At 70.4% G+C, this 18,625-nt stretch carries 15 protein-coding genes; 5 read left to right on the forward strand and 10 right to left on the reverse strand.

All coding sequences use genetic code 11. The features are described 5' to 3' along the window. The 5 genes from AC1D15_RS04365 to AC1D15_RS04385 all read right to left on the reverse strand — a co-directional run. A partial coding sequence (locus tag AC1D15_RS04365; protein ID WP_477825064.1) for a sensor histidine kinase occupies positions 1-2,085 on the reverse strand: 2,085 nt, incomplete at its 3' end. Further along, a complete protein-coding gene (locus AC1D15_RS04370) occupies positions 2,082-2,402 on the reverse strand; it encodes a circadian clock KaiB family protein (protein WP_052212246.1) in 321 nt (106 codons plus the stop codon). The genes AC1D15_RS04370 and AC1D15_RS04365, both read right to left, overlap by 4 nt. Next, positions 2,399-2,728: a circadian clock KaiB family protein gene (locus AC1D15_RS04375; protein WP_465110448.1), complete on the reverse strand. Its 330-nt coding sequence runs from the start codon at positions 2,726-2,728 to the stop codon at positions 2,399-2,401. Before AC1D15_RS04375 ends, AC1D15_RS04370 begins: the two co-directional genes overlap by 4 nt. Further along, positions 2,725-4,230: a circadian clock protein KaiC gene (gene kaiC / locus AC1D15_RS04380; protein WP_477825065.1), complete on the reverse strand. Its 1,506-nt coding sequence runs from the start codon at positions 4,228-4,230 to the stop codon at positions 2,725-2,727. Before kaiC ends, AC1D15_RS04375 begins: the two co-directional genes overlap by 4 nt. 28 nt (positions 4,231-4,258) lie before the next feature. Then, a complete protein-coding gene (locus AC1D15_RS04385) occupies positions 4,259-4,624 on the reverse strand; it encodes a response regulator (protein ID WP_465110803.1) in 366 nt (121 codons plus the stop codon). A 326-nt stretch (positions 4,625-4,950) separates the two neighbouring features. On the opposite strand from AC1D15_RS04385, the gene AC1D15_RS04390 reads away from it, so the two are divergent. From AC1D15_RS04390 to AC1D15_RS04405, 4 genes are all read left to right on the forward strand, one after another. Next, a complete protein-coding gene (locus tag AC1D15_RS04390; protein ID WP_477825066.1) occupies positions 4,951-9,870 on the forward strand; it encodes a HAMP domain-containing protein in 4,920 nt (1,639 codons plus the stop codon). Positions 9,871-9,992: 122 nt separating this feature from the next. After that, on the forward strand, positions 9,993-12,122 hold the full coding sequence (locus AC1D15_RS04395; protein ID WP_477825067.1) for a response regulator: 2,130 nt from the start codon (positions 9,993-9,995) through the stop codon (positions 12,120-12,122). Positions 12,123-12,197: 75 nt separating this feature from the next. Beyond that, positions 12,198-12,584: a hypothetical protein gene (locus AC1D15_RS04400; RefSeq protein ID WP_477825068.1), complete on the forward strand. Its 387-nt coding sequence runs from the start codon at positions 12,198-12,200 to the stop codon at positions 12,582-12,584. Between the two features lie 123 nt (positions 12,585-12,707). Then, positions 12,708-13,475, forward strand: a complete 768-nt coding sequence (locus AC1D15_RS04405) for an alpha/beta fold hydrolase (protein WP_477825069.1) — start codon at positions 12,708-12,710, stop codon at positions 13,473-13,475. 2 nt (positions 13,476-13,477) lie between these two features. On the opposite strand, the gene AC1D15_RS04410 is transcribed toward AC1D15_RS04405, so the two are convergent. Genes AC1D15_RS04410 through AC1D15_RS04420 form a run of 3 tightly spaced genes read right to left on the reverse strand, consistent with a single transcriptional unit; the run spans position 13,478 to position 16,318 of the window. Further along, positions 13,478-14,239: a substrate-binding periplasmic protein gene (locus AC1D15_RS04410; RefSeq protein WP_477825070.1), complete on the reverse strand. Its 762-nt coding sequence runs from the start codon at positions 14,237-14,239 to the stop codon at positions 13,478-13,480. Positions 14,240-14,256: 17 nt separating this feature from the next. Continuing rightward, a complete protein-coding gene (locus AC1D15_RS04415) occupies positions 14,257-15,588 on the reverse strand; it encodes a diguanylate cyclase domain-containing protein (RefSeq protein ID WP_465110441.1) in 1,332 nt (443 codons plus the stop codon). Further along, complete coding sequence (locus tag AC1D15_RS04420; protein WP_465110440.1) at positions 15,560-16,318, reverse strand: substrate-binding periplasmic protein; 759 nt, start codon at positions 16,316-16,318, stop codon at positions 15,560-15,562. Before AC1D15_RS04420 ends, AC1D15_RS04415 begins: the two co-directional genes overlap by 29 nt. Positions 16,319-16,459: 141 nt before the next feature. On the opposite strand from AC1D15_RS04420, the gene upp reads away from it, so the two are divergent. Beyond that, positions 16,460-17,092, forward strand: a complete 633-nt coding sequence (upp, locus tag AC1D15_RS04425; RefSeq protein ID WP_047510928.1) for a uracil phosphoribosyltransferase — start codon at positions 16,460-16,462, stop codon at positions 17,090-17,092. 33 nt (positions 17,093-17,125) lie between these two features. Here upp and AC1D15_RS04430 read toward each other — a convergent pair whose 3' ends face one another. Both AC1D15_RS04430 and AC1D15_RS04435 read right to left on the reverse strand, forming a co-directional pair. Further along, positions 17,126-18,463, reverse strand: a complete 1,338-nt coding sequence (locus AC1D15_RS04430; RefSeq protein WP_477825071.1) for a sensor histidine kinase — start codon at positions 18,461-18,463, stop codon at positions 17,126-17,128. Positions 18,464-18,470: 7 nt separating this feature from the next. Then, positions 18,471-18,625: helix-turn-helix domain-containing protein (locus tag AC1D15_RS04435; RefSeq protein ID WP_477825072.1), on the reverse strand; the 155-nt coding region annotated here is incomplete at its 5' end.

An 18,625-nucleotide genomic window follows, 5' to 3' on the forward strand; every position in this document is an offset into this window, starting at 1 on the left:
CGGCGGCGGCGTGGCGGTCGCCAGGGCCGCCGGCAGGCGCGCCGCCACCAGCGGCAGGCGCACGACGAAGCGACAGCCGCTGCCCACGCCCTCGCTGTGCGCCTCGACCGTGCCGCCGTGCATCTCCACCAGCTGCTTCACCAGCGCCAGCCCGATGCCCAGCCCGCCCTGCGCCCGCGCGACCGAGCGGTCGACCTGCGCGAACATGTCGAACACCCGCGGCAGCATGTCGTGCGAGAGGCCGACGCCGGAGTCCTGCACCGAGATCACCGCCTCGCCGTTCTCCGGATCGGTGCGGCCTTCCTCGCGCCACGCGCCGAGTTCGATCGAGCCGCCCTCGGGCGTGTACTTCGCGGCGTTGTTCAGCAGGTTCGCGACGATCTGGCACAGCCGCGTGGTGTCGCCGTCGACGCACAGCTCGCCGGCCGGAGGCAGCTGCACGCGCAACTGGTGCCGGCCCGCGTCGACCAGCGGCCGGCTGGTCTCGACCGCCGTCTTCAGCACCTCGGCCAGGTCGACGCGCGTGCGGCGCAGTTCGAGCTTGCCCTGGCTGATGCGGCTCACGTCCAGCAGGTCGTCGACCAGGTGCACCATCTGCCCGAGCTGCCGCTCGATCACATCGCGCGCATGCGCCTGCGCCACCGGCCCCGGGCTGCGCTGCATGATCTCCAGCGCATTGCGGATCGGCGCCAGCGGGTTGCGCAGCTCGTGCGCCAGCGTCGCGAGGAACTCGTCCTTGCGGCGGTCGTTGTCGTGCAGCGCGGCCTCGGCCAGCTTGCGGTCGGTGATGTCGGCGACGATGCCCAGCAGCCGCCGGCTGCTGCTTCGGGCATCGCCCTCGATGCCATAGAACACGCCGTGCGCCTCGATCCAGTGCAGCGAGCCGTCGGGCCACAGCACGCGGGCCTCGAAGTGCAGGTCCTGCTGCGTCGCCTCGCTGGTCTGGAACAGCGCCGCGATGCGATCGCGGTCGGCCGGGTGCACATGCGACAACATCACCCGGCTGCCCCATTGGCCCACCGGCTCGTCATAGCCGAAGCAGCGGTCGTGGCGCAGCGAGGTGCGCGCGGTGTCGCTCGCGATGTCGAGTTCCCACTCGCCGATGCGCGCCGAGTCGAGCGTGAACTGCAGCCGCGCCTGGCTCTCGTGGAACGCGGCGTCGATCTGCGCCTGCTCGGTCACGTCGGAGGCGATCACCAGCACCGACTCGACGCTGCCGTCGTCGCCGAACTCCGGCATCAGGCGCGCGTTGAAGAAGCGTTCGCCCTGTGCAGCGCTGTTCATCGCGTAGTTCAGCCGCACCAGCCGGCCGGTGGCGAACACCTCCTTCAGCGCACCGTTCCATTGCGCGCACAGCGCCGCCGGCAGCCCGAGCTCGCCGAAGGTCTTGCCCAGCATGGTCGACGGCGTGATGCCGAGATGACGCTGCACGACCGGGCTCACGTAGACATGGCGCAGCTCGCGGTCGATGCGCGCAAAGATGTCGGGCGAGTTCTCGACCAGCGTCGCGAACTCGCGCTCGCGGCGCGCCAGCGCGAGCGAGGCGACCATCAGCGTCTGCTCGGCCGCCAGGCGCGCGCTCACGTCGCGGATCACGCACAGCCGGCCCATCGGCTCGCCCTGGGCGCCGCGCAGGCGCGACACGGTGCATTCGACGTGGAGGGCCTCGCCGTTGCGCTTCACGTGCAGCAGGCGGGCGCGGTAGCTGCCGGTGTCGAGCAGCTCGCGGCGGCAGCTCTCGCGCAGCGCCTCGTCGGGCCAGACCTCGCGGTAGAGCTCGTCGTGGCCGCGGCCGAGCAGCGCCGAGGCGCTCTGGCCGTACTGCCGCTCGGCGGCAGCGTTCATGAAGATCAGGTGCCCGCCGTCGTCGAACGCGAGCACGGCGTCTTCCATCTGCGACAGCACCGCGCGGCGCAGCTTGTTGTCGGCGGCATTCGCGGTGTCGAGCGTGTAGATGTCGCGGCCGACGACGATCGCGTCGACGTCGCCGTTGCGGATCGCCCGCAGCGTGTCTTCGGCCTCCTCCAGGCGCGCCCGCAGCCCTTCGTTGTCGACGAGCGCACGCTGCAGCCGGTCCGCCGTCATTCTCCCGCTCCCGCCGCCGGCAGCGGGTGCAGCGGATCCAGCGAACGGCGCAGCCGCTCGTCGTCGGACAGGTCGCCGATGAAACGGCGCAGCGGCAGCGGCGCCAGGCGGATCAGCGTCGGCGCCGCGACGATCTGGTCGGCGGCCGCCTGTTCGACGTGCTCGCCGATGTCGAGCACCTCCAGCCGGTAGCGGCCGGCCAGGTGGGTCTCGCAGAAGCGCCGCGCATTGACGACCGCCCGCGCCGAGGCCGGCGTCGCCCCCGTGACATAGAGCCGCAGGTCGACGAGGTCCGGCAGGCGGTCGTCCAGCGTCATCGCGCTCGTGCCGAAGACGGCACGTAGGGCCGCACGTCGAGGCCGACCAGCACGCGCTCTTCGTTCGACAGGTCGCCGATGATCTTGCGCATCGGCTCCGGCACCTTGCGCACCAGCGTCGGCACCGCGAGGATCTGGTCGCCGGCGGCCAGCTGCGGGTTGACCAGCAGGTCGACCACCTCGATCGAGTAGCGGCCCGCGAGGTGGGTCTCGCAGATGTGCTTGAGGTTGTCGAGGGCCGCCATGGACTTGGCAGTATGCCCCGCCACGTACAGCTTGAGTTGCCACTCGGGGTGGGTGGCGCCGGTGGCACGCGTCGCGCTCATCCTCGCCCCTCCTGCGCCTCGCGCAGCTTGCGCGTCGAGCCGGTCAGCACGCGCTGGTCGGACACGAACACGTCGACCAGCTCGACGCCGTGGTCGCTGAGCAGGAACTCGCGCACCTGGTTCGAATGCGGCATGCCGCGCGACTTGACGACCTGCAGCGTGCGCGTGCGCTCGCCGTTGAACTCGAGGTTCGCCAGCACGATCCAGGTGTCCATCAGCGACGAGACGCCGACGCCGGAGCTGTCGAACACCTCGGTGGCCGGGCCGTGCGTCAGCGTCGTGAACAGCGAGGTCACGCCCTGCTGCTTCAGGAAATCGATCAACCGGATCAGCGTGGCCTGCAGCGAGCTGTCGGCCTGGCTCATCACGAGGTTGCTGATCGGGTCGATCACGACCGCGTCGGGCTTCGATGCCTTGACGATGTCGTACATCGACACCAGGTGCTGCTCCAGCCCGTGCAGCGTCGGCCGCGACGCATGGATCTCCAGCAGGCCCTGCGCCTTCCAGCGGCCGAGGTCGATGCCGATCGACTTCATGTTGCGGATCAGCTGGCTCTCGGACTCCTCGTACRCGAACAGCACCGCCTTCTCGCCGCGCGCGCACACCGCATCGACGAAGCTCGCGCCGACGCTGCTCTTGCCGGTGCCCGCCRTGCCCGAGAGCAGCACGCTGCTGCCGCGGAACACGCCGCGCTTGCCGAGCATCTCGTCGAGCCCGCGCACGCCGGTGGAGACGCGCTCGCCGCTGGCCTGGTGGTCCAGCCGCAGCGAGGTGATCGGCAGCACCGACAGGCCGCGCGCGCCGATCAGGAACGGGTACTCGTTGGTGCCGTGCGCCGAACCGCGGTACTTGACGACGCGCAGCCGGCGCGTGGAGACCTGGTCGACGATGCGGTGGTCGAGCAGCAGCACGCAGTCGGCCACGTACTCCTCGAGGCCGTAGCGGGTCAGCGTGTTCTCGCCGCGCTCGCCGGTGACGATGGCCGTCATGCCGCGGTCCTTCAGCCAGTGGAACAACCGGCGCAGCTCGGCACGCAGCAGCGCCTGGTTCGGCAGGCCGGAGAACAGCGCCTCGATGGTGTCGAGCACCACGCGCTTCGCGCCGATGCGGCGGATCGCATGGTCGAGCCGGATGAACATGCCCTCCAGGTCGTACTCGCCGGTCTCCTCGATCTCGCTGCGCTCGATCTTCACCTGGTCGATCGCGAGCCTGCCTTCGGCCTGCAGCACGTCCAGGTCGTGGCCGAGCGAGCGCATGTTGGCGACCAGGTCGTCGTTGCTTTCCTCGAAGCTCATGAACACGCCCGGCTCGCCGTACTGCAGCGCACCGTTCACCAGGAACTCGGCCGCCAGCAGCGTCTTGCCGCAGCCGGCGGCGCCGCACACCAGCGTCGGGCGGCCGCGCGGCAGGCCGCCTGTGGTGATCTCGTCCAGGCCGGCGATGCCGGTCGGGGCCTTCGGCAGCAGCCGGTCGGCGCAATCCTGGGGATGCGATGTCTTCATGCAGGTCCTTCTCTTCTCGGCGATGTCGTCAACCACGGGTCCTGACCGCGGCACTGATCTCGTCCATCAGTTCCTCGAGCTCCTCGGGCTCGAACGGCTTGCGCAGCGCGCGCACGTTCGGGCCGAATTGCCGCACCCACTCGCCGAACTCGTAGCCCGAGCACAGCACCACCCAGCGCTCGGGCTGCTTCGCGAGCAGCTGCTTCGCGAAGTCGGTGCCGGAGATGCCGGGCAGGCTGACGTCGGTGACGACGATGTCGTACTCGTTCGCGGCGCACAGCGCCAGCGCCTCTTCGCCGTTGGCGCATGCGGTCAGCGTGCGCCCGGGCTGCTCCATCAGCATCGAGATGCTCAGGCGCAGGTCGTCGTTGTCTTCGACGTAGAGCACGGTCACGTCTTGCAAATCGGGTCCTCCAGCGGGTGCCATGGTGAAAAAGTCTACGCTGCCGCGGCGGGTGCCTGGACCCGCCGGCAGGCCATGGAATCGGATGGGTGGGGACTCGCCAACCCAGCAGATTCGCGGGTCTCCGGGGCGCGGCGCGTTCAATGTAGTCCCCATCCTACAAGCGCAGACGGTACCGTCCGTCACAAGCTTGCGACGATGCAGCGCTAGTCTGCAGGACCGCGCGCACGCCACGCATGCAAAAAGACATGCGATGGGCCAAGATCGACTCCACCATCCTGCTCTCGTCGGCTTCAATCTGTCTGGAAAGCCCTGTCATGAACGTGATCGAACTCAACGAAATCGCGACGCCGGAGCGCGAGATGGCCACCCTGCTCGCCGCGCTGACGCAGCTGCGGCGCGGCGACGCCAGCGTGCGCCTGCCGCTGCACTGGGAGGGCCTGCCCGGCAAGGTGGCCGACGTCTTCAACGACCTGGTCGAGCAGAACGCCGCGATGGCCGACGAGCTCGGCCGGCTGCGCCAGGTGGTCGGCAAGGAAGGCAAGCTGAAGCAGCGCGCGGTGCTCAGCGAGACGCGCGGCTTCTGGGGCGCCTCGATCGACTCGATCAATGCGCTGATCGACGACCTGGTGCACCCGACCAGCGAGGTGGCGCGGGTGATCGGCGCGGTGGCGCAGGGCGACCTGAGCAAGAGCATGGCGCTGGAGGTCGAGGGCCGCGAGCTCGAGGGCGAGTTCCTGCGCACCGCGAAGACCATCAACAAGATGGTGGAGCAGCTCGGCAACTTCTCGGCCGAGGTGACGCGCGTGGCGCGCGAGGTCGGCACCGAGGGCATGCTGGGCGGCCAGGCCAAGGTGAAGGGCGTGGCCGGCACCTGGAAGGACCTGACCGATTCGGTCAACTCGATGGCCGGCAACCTGACCGACCAGGTGCGCAACATCGCCGACGTGACGACCGCCGTCGCGAAGGGCGACCTGTCGAAGAAGATCGACGTCGACGTGAAGGGCGAGTTCCTGACGCTGAAGAACACCATCAACACGATGGTCGACCAGCTGCGATCGTTCGCCTCCGAAGTGACGCGGGTGGCACGCGAAGTCGGCACCGAAGGCTCGCTCGGCGGCCAGGCACGGGTGGAAGGCGTCTCGGGCACCTGGAAGGACCTGACCGATTCGGTCAACTCGATGGCCGGCAACCTGACCAGCCAGGTGCGCAACATCGCCGACGTGACGAAGGCGGTGGCCGCCGGCGACCTCTCGAAGAAGATCACCGTCGACGTGAAGGGCGAGATCCTGGAGCTGAAGAACACCGTCAACACGATGGTCGACCAGCTGCGATCGTTCGCCGCCGAGGTGACGCGCGTCGCGCGCGAGGTGGGCACCGAAGGCATCCTGGGCGGCCAGGCCGACGTGCAGGGCGTGGCCGGCACCTGGAAGGACCTGACCGAGTCGGTGAACTTCATGGCCGGCAACCTGACCAGCCAGGTGCGCAACATCGCCGAGGTGACGACCGCGGTGGCCGCCGGCGACCTGTCGAAGAAGATCACCGTCGACGTGAAGGGCGAGATCTCGGAGCTGAAGAACACCATCAACACGATGGTCGACCAGCTGCGATCGTTCGCCGCCGAGGTGACGCGCGTGGCGCGCGAAGTGGGCACCGAAGGCAAGCTGGGCGGGCAGGCCGACGTGCAGGGCGTGGCCGGCACCTGGAAGGACCTGACCGACTCGGTGAACCTGATGGCGTCGAACCTGACCAGCCAGGTGCGCAACATCGCCGACGTGACCAAGGCGGTGGCCGCCGGCGACCTGTCGAAGAAGATCACCGTCGACGTGAAGGGCGAGATCCTGGAGCTGAAGGCCACCATCAACACGATGGTCGACCAGCTGTCCTCCTTCGCCGCCGAGGTGACGCGGGTGGCGCGCGAGGTCGGCACCGAAGGCCGGCTGGGCGGCCAGGCGCAGGTGCGCGACGTGTCGGGCACCTGGAAGGACCTGACCGACAACGTGAACTTCATGGCCGGCAACCTGACCGGCCAGGTGCGCGGCATCGCGAAGGTGGTGACCGCGGTGGCCAACGGCGACCTGCAGCAGAAGCTGACGGTGGAGGCCAAGGGCGAGATCGCCGCGCTGGCCGAGACCATCAACAGCATGACCGAGACGCTCGCGACCTTCGCCGACCAGGTGACCACGGTGGCGCGCGAGGTCGGCGTCGAGGGCAAGCTCGGCGGCCAGGCCAAGGTGCCCGGCGCGGCCGGCACCTGGAAGGGCCTCACCGAGAACGTCAACCAGCTCGCCGCCAACCTGACCACGCAGGTGCGCGCGATCGCCGAGGTGGCGACCGCGGTGACGCAGGGCGACCTGACGCGCTCGATCACGGTGGAGGCGCAGGGCGAGGTGGCCGCGCTGAAGGACACCATCAACGAGATGATCCGCAACCTGAAGGACACCACGCAGAAGAACACCGAGCAGGACTGGCTGAAGACCAACCTCGCGAAGTTCAGCCGCATGCTGCAGGGCCAGAAGGACCTGCTGACGGTGGGCCAGCTGATCCTGTCCGAACTGGCGCCGGTGGTCGGCGCGCAGCAGGCCGAGTTCTACGTGCTGACCGGCAGCGGCGGCCTGGGCCCGCGCCTGAAGCTGTTCGGCAGCTACGCCTCGGGCGGCCAGGCCTCGCACGGCAAGGAGGTCGACCTCGGCCAGGGCCTGGTCGGCCAGTGCGCGGTCGAGAAGACCAAGATCCTGGTGACCAACGTGCCGGGCAGCGCGTTCCGCATCGCCACCGGGCTGAGCGAAGGCGCGGCGCTCGACATCCTGGTGCTGCCGATCGTCTTCGAGGGCGAGGTGCGCGGCGTGCTGGAGCTGGCCTCGCTGGAGCGCTTCAACCCGGCGCACCAGGCCTTCCTCGACCAGCTGACCGAATCGATCGGCATCGTGATCAACACGATCAGCGCGAACATGCGCACCGAAGACCTGCTGACGCAGTCGCAGTCGCTGGCCGAGGAGCTGCAGAGCCGCCAGCAGGAGCTGCAGCAGACCAACGAGGAGCTGCAGGAGAAGGCGCGGCTGCTGGTGCACCAGAACCAGGAAGTGGAGCGCAAGAACCAGGAAGTGGAGCAGGCCCGGCAGGCGCTGGAAGAGAAGGCCGAGCAGCTCGCGCTGACCTCGAAGTACAAGTCGGAGTTCCTGGCCAACATGTCGCACGAGCTGCGCACGCCGCTGAACAGCCTGCTGATCCTGTCCGACCAGCTGTGCAAGAACAGCGACGGCAACCTGACGCCGCGCCAGGTGGAGTTCGCCAAGACCATCCACCTGTCGGGCAACGACCTGCTGATGCTGATCAACGACATCCTCGACCTGTCGAAGATCGAGTCGGGCACGGTCGCGGTGGATGTCTCGGAGCTGCGGCTCGAAGACCTGCAGCGCTCGGTGGACCGCAGCTTCCGCCACGTCGCCGAATCGCGCCACGTCGCGTTCGAGATCGGCGCGCCGGTGCGGATCGCACCGCTGCCGAAGACCATCGTCACCGACGTGAAGCGGCTGCAGCAGATCATCAAGAACCTGCTGTCGAACGCGTTCAAGTTCACGCACCAGGGCGCGGTGCGGCTGACGATGGAGGTGGTGGACCGCGGCTGGTCGCGCGACAACGAAGACCTGAACCGCGCATCGCAGGTGATCGCGTTCTCGGTGTCGGACACCGGCATCGGCATCTCGCCGGACAAGCAGCAGATCATCTTCGAGGCCTTCCAGCAGGCCGACGGCTCGACCTCGCGCAAGTACGGCGGCACGGGCCTGGGCCTCGCGATCAGCCGCGAGCTGGCGCGGCTGCTGGGCGGCGAGATCCGGCTGGTCAGCGCGCCGGCCGAGGGCAGCACCTTCACGCTGTACCTGCCGCAGAGCTACAGCGCCACGCGCAGCCTGCGCCACGGCCGCAACGCGCCGCCGGTGGTGATCGCCGAGGCGCTGCCGGTGCTGGAGCGGGTTCGCGCCGAGGCGCCGCTGCCGGCGAACGAGGGCAGCGATTCCGACGAGCTGGCCGACAACGCCGCCGATGACGACCGCGCCGACATCCTGCTCGGCGACAAGGTGCTGCTGATCGTCGAGAACGACCTGGCCTTCGCCGACGTGCTGCTGCAGGCGGCGCGCCGCGTCGGCTTCAAGGGGCTGGTCAGCACCAGCGGCGCCACCGCGCTCGCGCTGACGCGCGACTTCCAGCCGGCCGTCATCACGCTCGACATCTTCCTGCCCGACATGGAAGGCTGGCGCATCCTGGAGCGGCTGAAGTCCGACCTGACGACGCGCCACATCCCGGTGTGCGTGGTGTCGACCGACGACTCGCGCGAACGCGCGCTGCGCTCGGGCGCGGTGGGCTTCCTGACGAAGCCGCTGCAGTCGGTCGACGAGGTCGAAGAGGCGCTCGGCCACCTGCACGAGTTCGCCGAGCGGCGCCGCAAGCGGCTGCTGGTGATGATGGCCGACACGCCGGCGCGCGCCGCCTTCCTGGACGCGCTCGACACCGAGACCGACATCGTGCAGGCCGGCCGTGTCGACGAAGCGCGCGAGCGCATCGCGCACGGCAGCATCGACTGCCTGATCACCGACGGCAGCGTGGCCGACTTCGGGCCCGAGGATGTCATCGAGTCGCTCGAATCGCGGCCGCTCGCGCGCCAGCTGCCGATCGTGCTGGCCAGCCGCGACCCGGCGGTGTGCGTCAGCTGGGAGCGCGGCCACAGTGCGTTCGCGCTGCGCCGCGCCGACACGCTGGAGCGCATGCTCGATGCGTCGGCGTTCTTCCTGCACCGTGGCGAGGCGACGATGTCGGAAGAAGAACGCCGCTCGGCGCGCGAGCTGCATGACGCCGACCGCCGGCTGCACGGCCGCAAGGTGCTGATCGTCGACGACGACATGCGCAACATCTTCGCGCTGGCGACGGTGCTGGACAACCACGGCATGGTGATCGTCTCGGCCGAGAACGGCCGCGATGCGATCCGGCTGGTGGAGACCGACCCGAGCATCGACATCGTGCTGATGGACATCATGATGCCGGAGATGGACGGCATGGAGACGATGCGCCAGATGCGCCGGCTGCCGCGCGGCAAGGAGCTGCCGCTGATCGCGGTGACGGCCAAGGCGATGAAGGGCGACCGCGAGAAGTGCATCGACGCCGGGGCCTGGGACTACCTGTCGAAGCCGGTCGATACCGCCTACCTGCTGGTCGTGCTGCGCGGCTGGCTCAGCAAATGAGCACTGCCGCAGAACCGGGCCGAGCGCCGGGCCGCTCCCAAGCCGGCCCGGGTCCCCTCGGGGGACCGGTCGACGTACCCGGCGACCGAGGGGCTGACATCACCCGGGTCAACATCCTGGTGGTGGACGACCTGCCGGAGAAGCTGCTGGTGTTCGGCACCGTGCTCGAGGAGCTCGGCCAGAACCTGGTGTTCGTGCGATCGGGCCGCGAGGCGCTGCGCGAGGTGCTGCAGCGCGAGTTCGCGGTGATCCTGCTCGACGTCAACATGCCCGACATCGACGGCTTCGAGACCGCCGCGCTGATCCGGCAGTACAAGCGCTCGGTCGACACGCCGATCATCTTCATCACCTCGTACGCCGACGAGATGCAGACCGAGCGCGGCTATGCGCTGGGCGCGGTCGACTACATCCAGTCGCCGGTGGTGCCGCACATCCTGCGCAGCAAGGTGCGGGTGTTCGTGCGGCTGTTCGCGATGCAGCGGCAGATCCGCGAGCAGGCCGATGCGCACGTGGCGGTGGCCGCCGCCGAGGCCGCGCGCCGCGTCGCCGAGGACAACGACCGCCGCTCCGCCTTCCTGGCCGATGCGAGCCGGGTGCTCAGCGGTTCGCTGCAGGCCGAGGTCTGCGTGCAGGCGCTGGCCGAGCTGCTGGTGCCGGCGATGGCGACCGCCGCCGTCGTGCTGCCCGGCGACGAGCCGGGGCCGCGCCAGCGGCTGGTGACGGCGTCGGCGGGGGTCCATGGCAACACCACGGCGAACCGCATGCTGATGGACCTCGCGCCGCCGCTCGCCACGGCGCTGCGCCAGGCGCTGGCCGAACGCCGCAGCGTCGCGCTGGCCGCGAACGACCTCGCCGCCCTGGCGCCCGACGCCTTCGGCCCGGGCCGTGCGCGGGCGGTGCCGTGGCAGGCGGTGCAGGCGCTGCCGCTGGTCAACGGCGACCGCCTGCTCGGCGCACTGCTGGTGGCGACCGACGATGCGGCGCAGCGACCCGACTGGCGCGTGCTCGACGACCTCGCGGCACGCGCCGCGGCCGCGCTGGAGAACGCCATCCTCTACGGCAGCCTGCAGGGCGAGATCGTCGAGCGGCGCGCCGCCGAGATGCAGCTGCAGGAGGCCGGGCGGCGCAAGGACGAGTTCCTCGCGATGCTGTCGCACGAGCTGCGCAACCCGCTGGCGCCGATCCGCACCGCGCTGGAGGTGATCCGCCGCATCGCGCCGCCGGATCCGAAGTTCGGCTGGGCCACCGACATCATGGTGCGCCAGCTCAAGCAGATGACGCGGCTGATCGAGGAGCTGCTGGACGTCGCCCGCATCAGCCAGGGCAAGATCGTGCTGAGCCGCGAGAAGGTCGACCTGAACGCGGTGATCACGCAGAGCGTCGAGACCGCGCAGCCGCTGATCGACRCCCGCGAGCAGCGGCTGCAGGTGCTGCCGCTGGCCGAGCCGATGTGGCTGCACGGCGATTTCGCGCGGCTCGCGCAGATCGTGTCGAACCTGCTGAACAACGCATCGAAGTACAGCGAGAAGGGCACGCGCATCTCGCTCGAGGCCAGCACCACCGAGCAGGGCGCGGTGATCCACGTGCGCGACCAGGGCATCGGCATCGATGCGCAGCTGCTGCCGCGCATCTTCGACCTGTTCACGCAGGGCTCGCGCACGCTGGACCGGGCCCAGGGCGGGCTGGGCGTCGGGCTGACGCTCGCGCAGCGCCTCGCGCAGATGCACGGCGGCAGCCTGGAGGCGACGAGCGACGGCATCGGCCGCGGCGCGGTGTTCACGCTGCGGCTGCCCTGCATCGGGCTGGTGCGCTCCGGCGAGGCCGGCAGCGCCGTGCACGAGCCCGGGGCGCCACAGCCGGCACGCGTGCTGGTGGTCGACGACAACCATGACGCGGCGCACAGCGTGGCCGACCTGCTCGCACTGGGCGGCCACGAGGTTCGCACCGCCGCCGACGGCCGCGAGGCGCTGGCGGTGGCCGAGAGCTTCGGCCCCGAGGTGGTGGTGCTCGACATCGGGCTGCCGATCCTCGACGGCTACGAGGTCGCCCTGCGCCTGCGCACGATGGACGGCACGCGCAGCGCGCTGCTGMTCGCGCTGACCGGCTACGGCCAGCAGGAAGACCGCCGGCGGGCCGAAGCGGCCGGCTTCGACCACCATTTCGTGAAACCGGCCGATCCGGTGGCGCTGCAGAAATGCATCGACCAGTGGCTGCGCCAGCGCAGCGACGCCGATCGGCAGGAAACCGGCTGACGCAGACCCGGGGGACGGACGAAAAAACTCCGCTGGCCATGGAACCGTCCGCGCCCGGCGGTTACTCAAGCGCGCATGAGCGGCTGGCGCGATTACCTGTGGATCACCTGGTGGCGTTCGCTGTGGGACGGCCGCGGCCCGCGCGAACGCCCTGCAGGCCGAGCGTCCGCGCCGCGCACGCCGAAGGAGCGCCTGCTGCACCGGCTGGACGAGGAGTTCGTTCGCCACGTGCCCGATGCCGACAGCGTCGTGTACGCGCTGCGCCGCTGGCTCGACACGCTCGACGGACACCTCGACCTGTCACGCTGCGACCGTGCCGCGGTGCGCCAGCTGCCCCCGGACCTGATCGGCGACTTCATCGCCTACGTCACGCAGCGCAGCGGGCACGAGCAGCTGCGCATCACGCTGCCCGCGGGGATGAACCGGCAGCTCGGCTGGTGGTCCCGCTACGGGCTCGGCTGACGCGGGCTGCCGGGACGCCTGCACGGCACTTCCCCGAAGTCCTACACGGATTGCCTCTTTTGCCCGATAGGCACCACCGGGCCACGGCCCTAGCCTGGGGGCAACGAATCTCAGGAGCGCCCCATGGGTCCCAGCACCGACACCTGCTCGCCGTCCGCCGCGCTGGGCCTGGCACCGATCTCCCGCCCGGCCCTCGGGCTGCTGGTCAGCGAACCGTGGCGCGCCGCCATCGAACTGGCCTCGCACCGCCTGCGCCGCGGCTTCTCGAAAGTGCAGTCCGGCGACGGCCACCCGGTCGTCATCTTCCCGGGCCTCGCCGCCGACGGCAGCGCGGTCGCGACGCTGCGTGAACACTGCAGCGCCCTCGGCTACGCCGCCTTCGACTGGGGCCGCGGCCTGAACGTCGGCCCGCGCGGCGACGTCGATGCCTGGATGGCCGAGCTTGCCGACCATGTCCAGGCGCTGCTGAAACCCCACGCCGGCCGCGCGACGCTGGTTGGCTGGAGCCTCGGCGGCCTCTACGCCCGCGAACTCGGCAAGCTGCTCGCGCCGCAGGTGCGCCGCGTCATCACGATCGGCACACCGTTCAACGCCGAGGCCGACCACAGCCACGTCGGCTGGCTGTACCGGCTGCTGAACGGCGCGCCGGCCCGGCTCGACCCGGCCATGAGCCGCCGCCTGCGCACGCCGCCGCCGGTGCCCACCGCGTCGATCTACAGCCGCAACGACGGCATCGTCGCGTGGCAGACCTGCGTCCACGGCCCGCAGGAGCACGCCAGCGGCCTGGTGCGCGACCTCGATGTCGACAGCAGCCACATCGGCATGGTGTGGAACCCGCGCGTGCTGAATGCCGTCGGCGAGTTGCTCGCGCAGCCGGGCACCGACCACTGAATTCAGCGCGCCGGCGTGCCCATCAGCCGCGCCAGCGTGCCGTCGGCCTTCAGCTTCTCGAACGCCGCGCGCGTGCGCGCCACCACCTCGTCGGGCGTCGCGCGGCCGTAGGCCATGAACAGCCCGGTCGACAACCCGTCCAGCGTGTAGACCTTCTCCAGCATCGTCGCGCAATCGATGTGCGACTCCTCGCACTGCTGCTGCACGTCGCGCTCGGGCATCGGCACCAGCTGCACCTGGCGGTGCAGCAGCTTGCGGAAGTTGTCGCCGTTCTGCGCCGACACCACCAGCCGCTTGAAACCCTGCGACTGCAGGTACTGCTCGCGCACGTCGCCGCGCAGCACGCCGACGCTGTAGGCCTTGGCATCCTGCAGCGTGCGCACCACCACCTCAGTGTCGGTGCGCAGCTTGTACAGGTGGTAGTCGATGCGCATGAACTCGCCGGCCCACTTGAACTTGTCCTCGCGCTGCGGCGTGCGCGCGATCATGAAGATCAGCACGTTCGGCTCCTGCAGCGCCATGTCGTAGGCGCGCGCCCAGGGGTAGATGCCGGCGCGGTAGTCGGTGAAGCCGGCGCGCTGCATCGTCGCGGCCACCACCTCGCTGGCCGGCCCGCTCACGCGGCCGGCGCTCAGCCAGGTGAAGCCGGACTCCTCGGTGACGCCGCGGATGGCCTGCGCCTGCGCGGCGCTGCCGGCGCAGGCCGATGCCAGCGCGAACACCAGCGCGTGCACGCCATGGGCAAGACGGAAAGCAAGGCGCATCGTCGTCCTCCTGCGGTTCAGGCGGCCACGCGGTCGCGGCCCTGTCGTTTGGCGCGGTACAGCGCCTGGTCGGCGCGGTGCAGCAGCGCCTCGAAGCGGTCCATCGTGTCGGCGTCGAACTGCGCGACGCCGATGCTCAGCGTGACGCGCGGCGCGACCTGCGACGCGCTGTGCGGGATGTCGCGCTCGGCCAGCGCCTCGCGCAACCGCTCGGCCGCGGCCTGCGCCTGCACGGCGTCGACCGCCGGCAGCAGCACCGCGAACTCCTCGCCGCCGATGCGCGCGGCCAGCTCGCCGGCGCGGCCGAAGGTCTCGCGCAGCGTCTGCGCGATCAGGCGCAGGCAGTCGTCGCCGAGTGCATGGCCGTAGGTGTCGTTGTAGCGCTTGAAGAAATCCACGTCGCACAGCAGCACCGACAGCGGCTGGCCGAGGCGCTGCGCGCGGCGGAACTCGACGTCCTTCACCTCGTCGAAATGGCGCCGGTTCGCGAGGCCCGTCAGCGGGTCGCTGCGCGACAGCGCCTGCAGCTGCGCGTTGGCGGCGCGCAGCTCGGCGGTCTGCTCGTCGACCAGCTCGGCCAGCCGGTCGCGGTGGGCCGCGAGGTCGAGCTCGTCGCGGCGCTGGCGCGCGAGGTAGTCCGACAGGTTGCCCTGCAGCTGGTTGACGCCCGATTCGAGCAGGCTCAGCTCGTCGCGCGGACCGGGCTTGCGCTCGAGGCGCAGCGTGCGGTCCAGCGTCTGCGGCGTCAGCTCGTCGAGGTGGCGCGCGACGCGCCGCACGTGCACGGTGACGGTGCGGTTGAACACCCACATCACCAGGCCCGCCAGCAGCAGCGACTGGATCAGCTGGGTCAGCACGATGCCGGCCAGCTCGCCGCGCAGGCGCTCCCACAGCACGCGCTCGTCGCCTTCGAGCGTCAGCTCGCCGACGATCTCGGCCGCGCCGGGGTAGGGCTCGTAGCTCAGCTTGCGGCGCAGCACCGGCGCGCGATGCGACGCTTCGGCACCCTCGCGGCGCTGCGCCATCACCTCGGTGGTGCGGCCGTTCTGCAGCAGCCGCAGCTCGACGCGGCCGACCGGGCTCACCTGCGCGACGCCGCTCACATGGGTCTGCAGCGCTTCGCGGTCCATCTCCCAGATGGCCTTGGCGAGCGTGCGCTGGAAGACCTCGTCGATCAGCGTCAGCTCGGCGGTCATCGCCGCCAGGTTGCCCTGCCAGGCCGACCAGGTGCGCACCGCCACCGCCGCCAGCGTGAAGACGAGGCCGAACAGCAGCGTCGCCAGCACCAGCTGGCGGCCGAGCGAGCCGGCGGGCCCGCCGTCAGAGCCACTTGCGCTGGAGGCTCTCATAGGTGCCGTTGCGGCGGATCGCGTCCAGCCCCTTGCGGAATCGCTCGACCAGCGCATCCGGCGTCTTCAGGCTGAACGCCATGTCGAGCCCGCCTTCGCTGCCGAGGTCGGTGAGGGCGAGCGCGCGCTGCAGGGTGCGGGCGGGGTCGTCGCCGGCCTGGCGCACCAGGTAGGTCGCGTTCAGCTCGTTGGCGATCCACAGGTCGACGCGGCCGCCCTTCAGCTTCTCGTAGTTCAGCTCGTAGCGGTTGCTGGACTGCAGGTTCTGGCCGATCCGGAAGCCCTTGTCGACCAGGTACTGCTCGCCGGCGTCTTCGTTGACGGTGGCGGTCTGGTAGCGCCGCGCGTCGTCCAGCGTCTTCACCGGCAGCGTGCGTCCGCCCAGCGAGAACAGGTACCAGCGCGTCGGCGCGATCACCCCGACCCACTTGAAGCGTTTCTCGCGCTGCGGCGTGCGGGTGATCGAGTAGATCAGCACGTTCTCCTGGTTCAGCGCGATGTCGTAGGCACGCGCCCAGGGCATCACCTGGATCGGCGTGTCGGCGAAGCCGGCTTCCTTCAGCACGGCCTGCACGACCTCGGTGCCGAGCCCGGTCACCTGGCCGTTCAGCGTCATGTTGTACGGCGGCAGCTCCTCGGTGACGATGCGCAGCGGCTGCGCGGCGGCCAGCAGGGGCAGCATCCCGAGCAGGCAGCAGGCAAGACGGCGCAACGAGGAAAGAACGGACATGCAGGGCTCGGCAGACGGAGGAACGCCTTTTTTTCGACGGTTCCGGCGTGCGACTTGAGCGCGGCGGCGCGGCGCGGCGTGACGAAATGCTGGTTCGCTCCGGCCGGAGCCGATATAACTGGCGAACCCCGAGGAGAGCCCATGACCGCACCCGTGCACCACGTCACCCATCCGCTGATCCAGCACAAGCTCACGCTGATGCGCCAGAAAGACCGCAGCACCAACAGTTTCCGGCGCCTGCTGAACGAGATCAGCATGCTGATGGCCTACGAGGTCACGCGCGACATGCCGACGCAGATGATCGAGATCGAGACGCCGCTCGAGACGATGCAGGCACCGGTGATCGACGGCAAGAAGACGGTGTTCGTCAGCATCATGCGGGCCGGGGCCGGCTTCCTCGACGGCATGCTGAACGTGGTGCCGGGCGCGCGCATCGGCCACATCGGGCTGTACCGCGACCCGAAGACGCTGGTGGCGGTGGAGTACTACTTCAAGATGCCGGCCGACATGCACGAGCGCGACGCGATCGTGCTGGACCCGATGCTGGCCACCGGCAACTCGGCGGTCGCGGCGGTCGACCGGCTGAAGGAGACGCGGCCGAAGTCGATCCGCTTCGTGTGCCTGCTGGCGGCGCCGGAGGGCCTGAAGCACTTCCAGTCGTCGCATCCGGACGTGCCGGTGTTCACCGCGGCGATCGACCGGCAGCTGGACGAGCACGGCTACATCGTGCCGGGGCTGGGGGATGCCGGGGACAGGTTGTTCGGAACGAAGTAGCCCGGATGCCCATCCGGGGAGCAGCCGTCGAAATCAACCCGGATCGGCATCCGGGCTGCGAGGCAGCGTGATCGCCACCCGCAGCCCGCCGTCGGGCCGGTTCGCGAGCGCGATCCGCCCCCCATGCGCCTCGGCGATCTCGCGCGCCAGCGCCAATCCCAACCCGGTGCCGGCCCGCTTGGTCGAATAGAACGGCAGCAAGGCCTGCGCCAGCACCGTGTCGCTCATGCCGGGGCCGCGATCGGCCACCTCGAAGCGGATCTCCGCCCCGGTGTCCGCGATCGACAGCGTGACGCCCTCGGCCGGCCCGCCGGCCTCGTGCGCGTTCTTCAGCAGGTTGATCAACGCCTGCTCGACCTGCACCGCATCGAACACCCCGTCCCGTGCCGGCAGCTCGCCGCGGCGCTCGAACGGGTACTGCGCCGCCAGCGCGGCCAGGAACGGCGCCCAGTCGACGCGCTCCGGCCGCGGCGCCGGCAGCTTCGCGAAGCGCGCGTAGCCGTCGAGGAAGCCGTGCAGGTGCCGCGAGCGCTCGCCGATGGTCGCGAACACCTCCTGCAGCCGCTGCGCATCGCCGCGCCGCGCCAGCTCGGCACCGCTGTGCGCGAGCGACGAGATCGGCGCCAGCGAGTTGTTCAGCTCGTGGCTGATGACGCGGATCACGCGCTTCCAGGTGGCGACCTCCTGGCGCGACAGCTCGCGCGTCATGCGCCGGAACAGCAGCAACCGGTGCGGCCGGCCCTGCAGCCGGAACTGGCGCTGCGACAGGTGGAAGGTCTCGTCGCTGCCGTCCAGCGTGACGCTGAACAGCGCGTCGGTGCCCTCCTCGACCGCCCGCGCGAGCGCCGGCGGCAGCGTCGCGAGCAGCGCGGCGAAATCGCTGCCCTCCAGGCTGCGGCCTTCGCCCAGCAGCTGGCGCGCGGCGATGTTGGCGTAGGCCACGCGCTGCCGCAGGTCGGTCAGCACCAGCGCGACCGGCGTGTTCTGCACCACAGTGTCGAGCAGCAGCTCGCGCTGCGCCAGGTGCTGGCGCTGGTCGCGCAGCGCATGGCCGAGCGTGTTGTGCTGCTGCACCAGCGCGCCGAGCTCGCCGCCGTGGTCGTCGCTGATCGAGACGCTGAAGTCGCCGTCGCGGTAGCTGAGCACCGCGCTCTCCAGCGAGCGCAGCAGGCGCTTCAACGGCGCGACCAGCCGTGCCGAGCTCCACGCCGCCAGCAGCAGCGCGAGCAGCGCGGCCACGCCGACCAGCAGCGCCGCGTGGCCGCCCCAGTGCGCGAGCGCCGCCAGCACCGCGGCATGCAGCGCCGCACCGGCCGCCAGGGCCACGACCAGCGCCAGCAGGAAGCGGGCGCGCAGGCTCAGCCAGCGCATCCGCGCCTCAACCCGCGATCCCGTAGCGGTCCATGCGCCGGTACAGCGCCTGGCGCGACAGCCCGAGGGCCACGGCGGCGCGGGCGACGACGCCGTCGGCCCGCGCCAGCGCCGCCACCACCGCGTCGCGGCTCGGTTCGCCGAGGTTGCGCGGCGTCGGGG

The sequence above is a fragment of the Rhizobacter sp. P2_H2 genome, from assembly GCF_056403375.1.

Coding starts and splice junctions, on each gene's coding strand:
- AC1D15_RS04400 (WP_477825068.1), top strand. CDS start 12,198: ATGAGCGGCTGGCGCGATTACCTGTGGATCACCTGGTGGCGTTCGCTG.
- AC1D15_RS04405 (WP_477825069.1), top strand. CDS start 12,708: ATGGGTCCCAGCACCGACACCTGCTCGCCGTCCGCCGCGCTGGGCCTG.
- AC1D15_RS04420 (WP_465110440.1), bottom strand. CDS start 16,318: ATGTCCGTTCTTTCCTCGTTGCGCCGTCTTGCCTGCTGCCTGCTCGGG.
- upp (WP_047510928.1), top strand. CDS start 16,460: ATGACCGCACCCGTGCACCACGTCACCCATCCGCTGATCCAGCACAAG.
- AC1D15_RS04410 (WP_477825070.1), bottom strand. CDS start 14,239: ATGCGCCTTGCTTTCCGTCTTGCCCATGGCGTGCACGCGCTGGTGTTC.
- AC1D15_RS04370 (WP_052212246.1), bottom strand. CDS start 2,402: ATGACGCTGGACGACCGCCTGCCGGACCTCGTCGACCTGCGGCTCTAT.
- AC1D15_RS04390 (WP_477825066.1), top strand. CDS start 4,951: ATGAACGTGATCGAACTCAACGAAATCGCGACGCCGGAGCGCGAGATG.
- AC1D15_RS04375 (WP_465110448.1), bottom strand. CDS start 2,728: ATGAGCGCGACGCGTGCCACCGGCGCCACCCACCCCGAGTGGCAACTC.
- AC1D15_RS04415 (WP_465110441.1), bottom strand. CDS start 15,588: ATGAGAGCCTCCAGCGCAAGTGGCTCTGACGGCGGGCCCGCCGGCTCG.
- AC1D15_RS04430 (WP_477825071.1), bottom strand. CDS start 18,463: ATGCGCTGGCTGAGCCTGCGCGCCCGCTTCCTGCTGGCGCTGGTCGTG.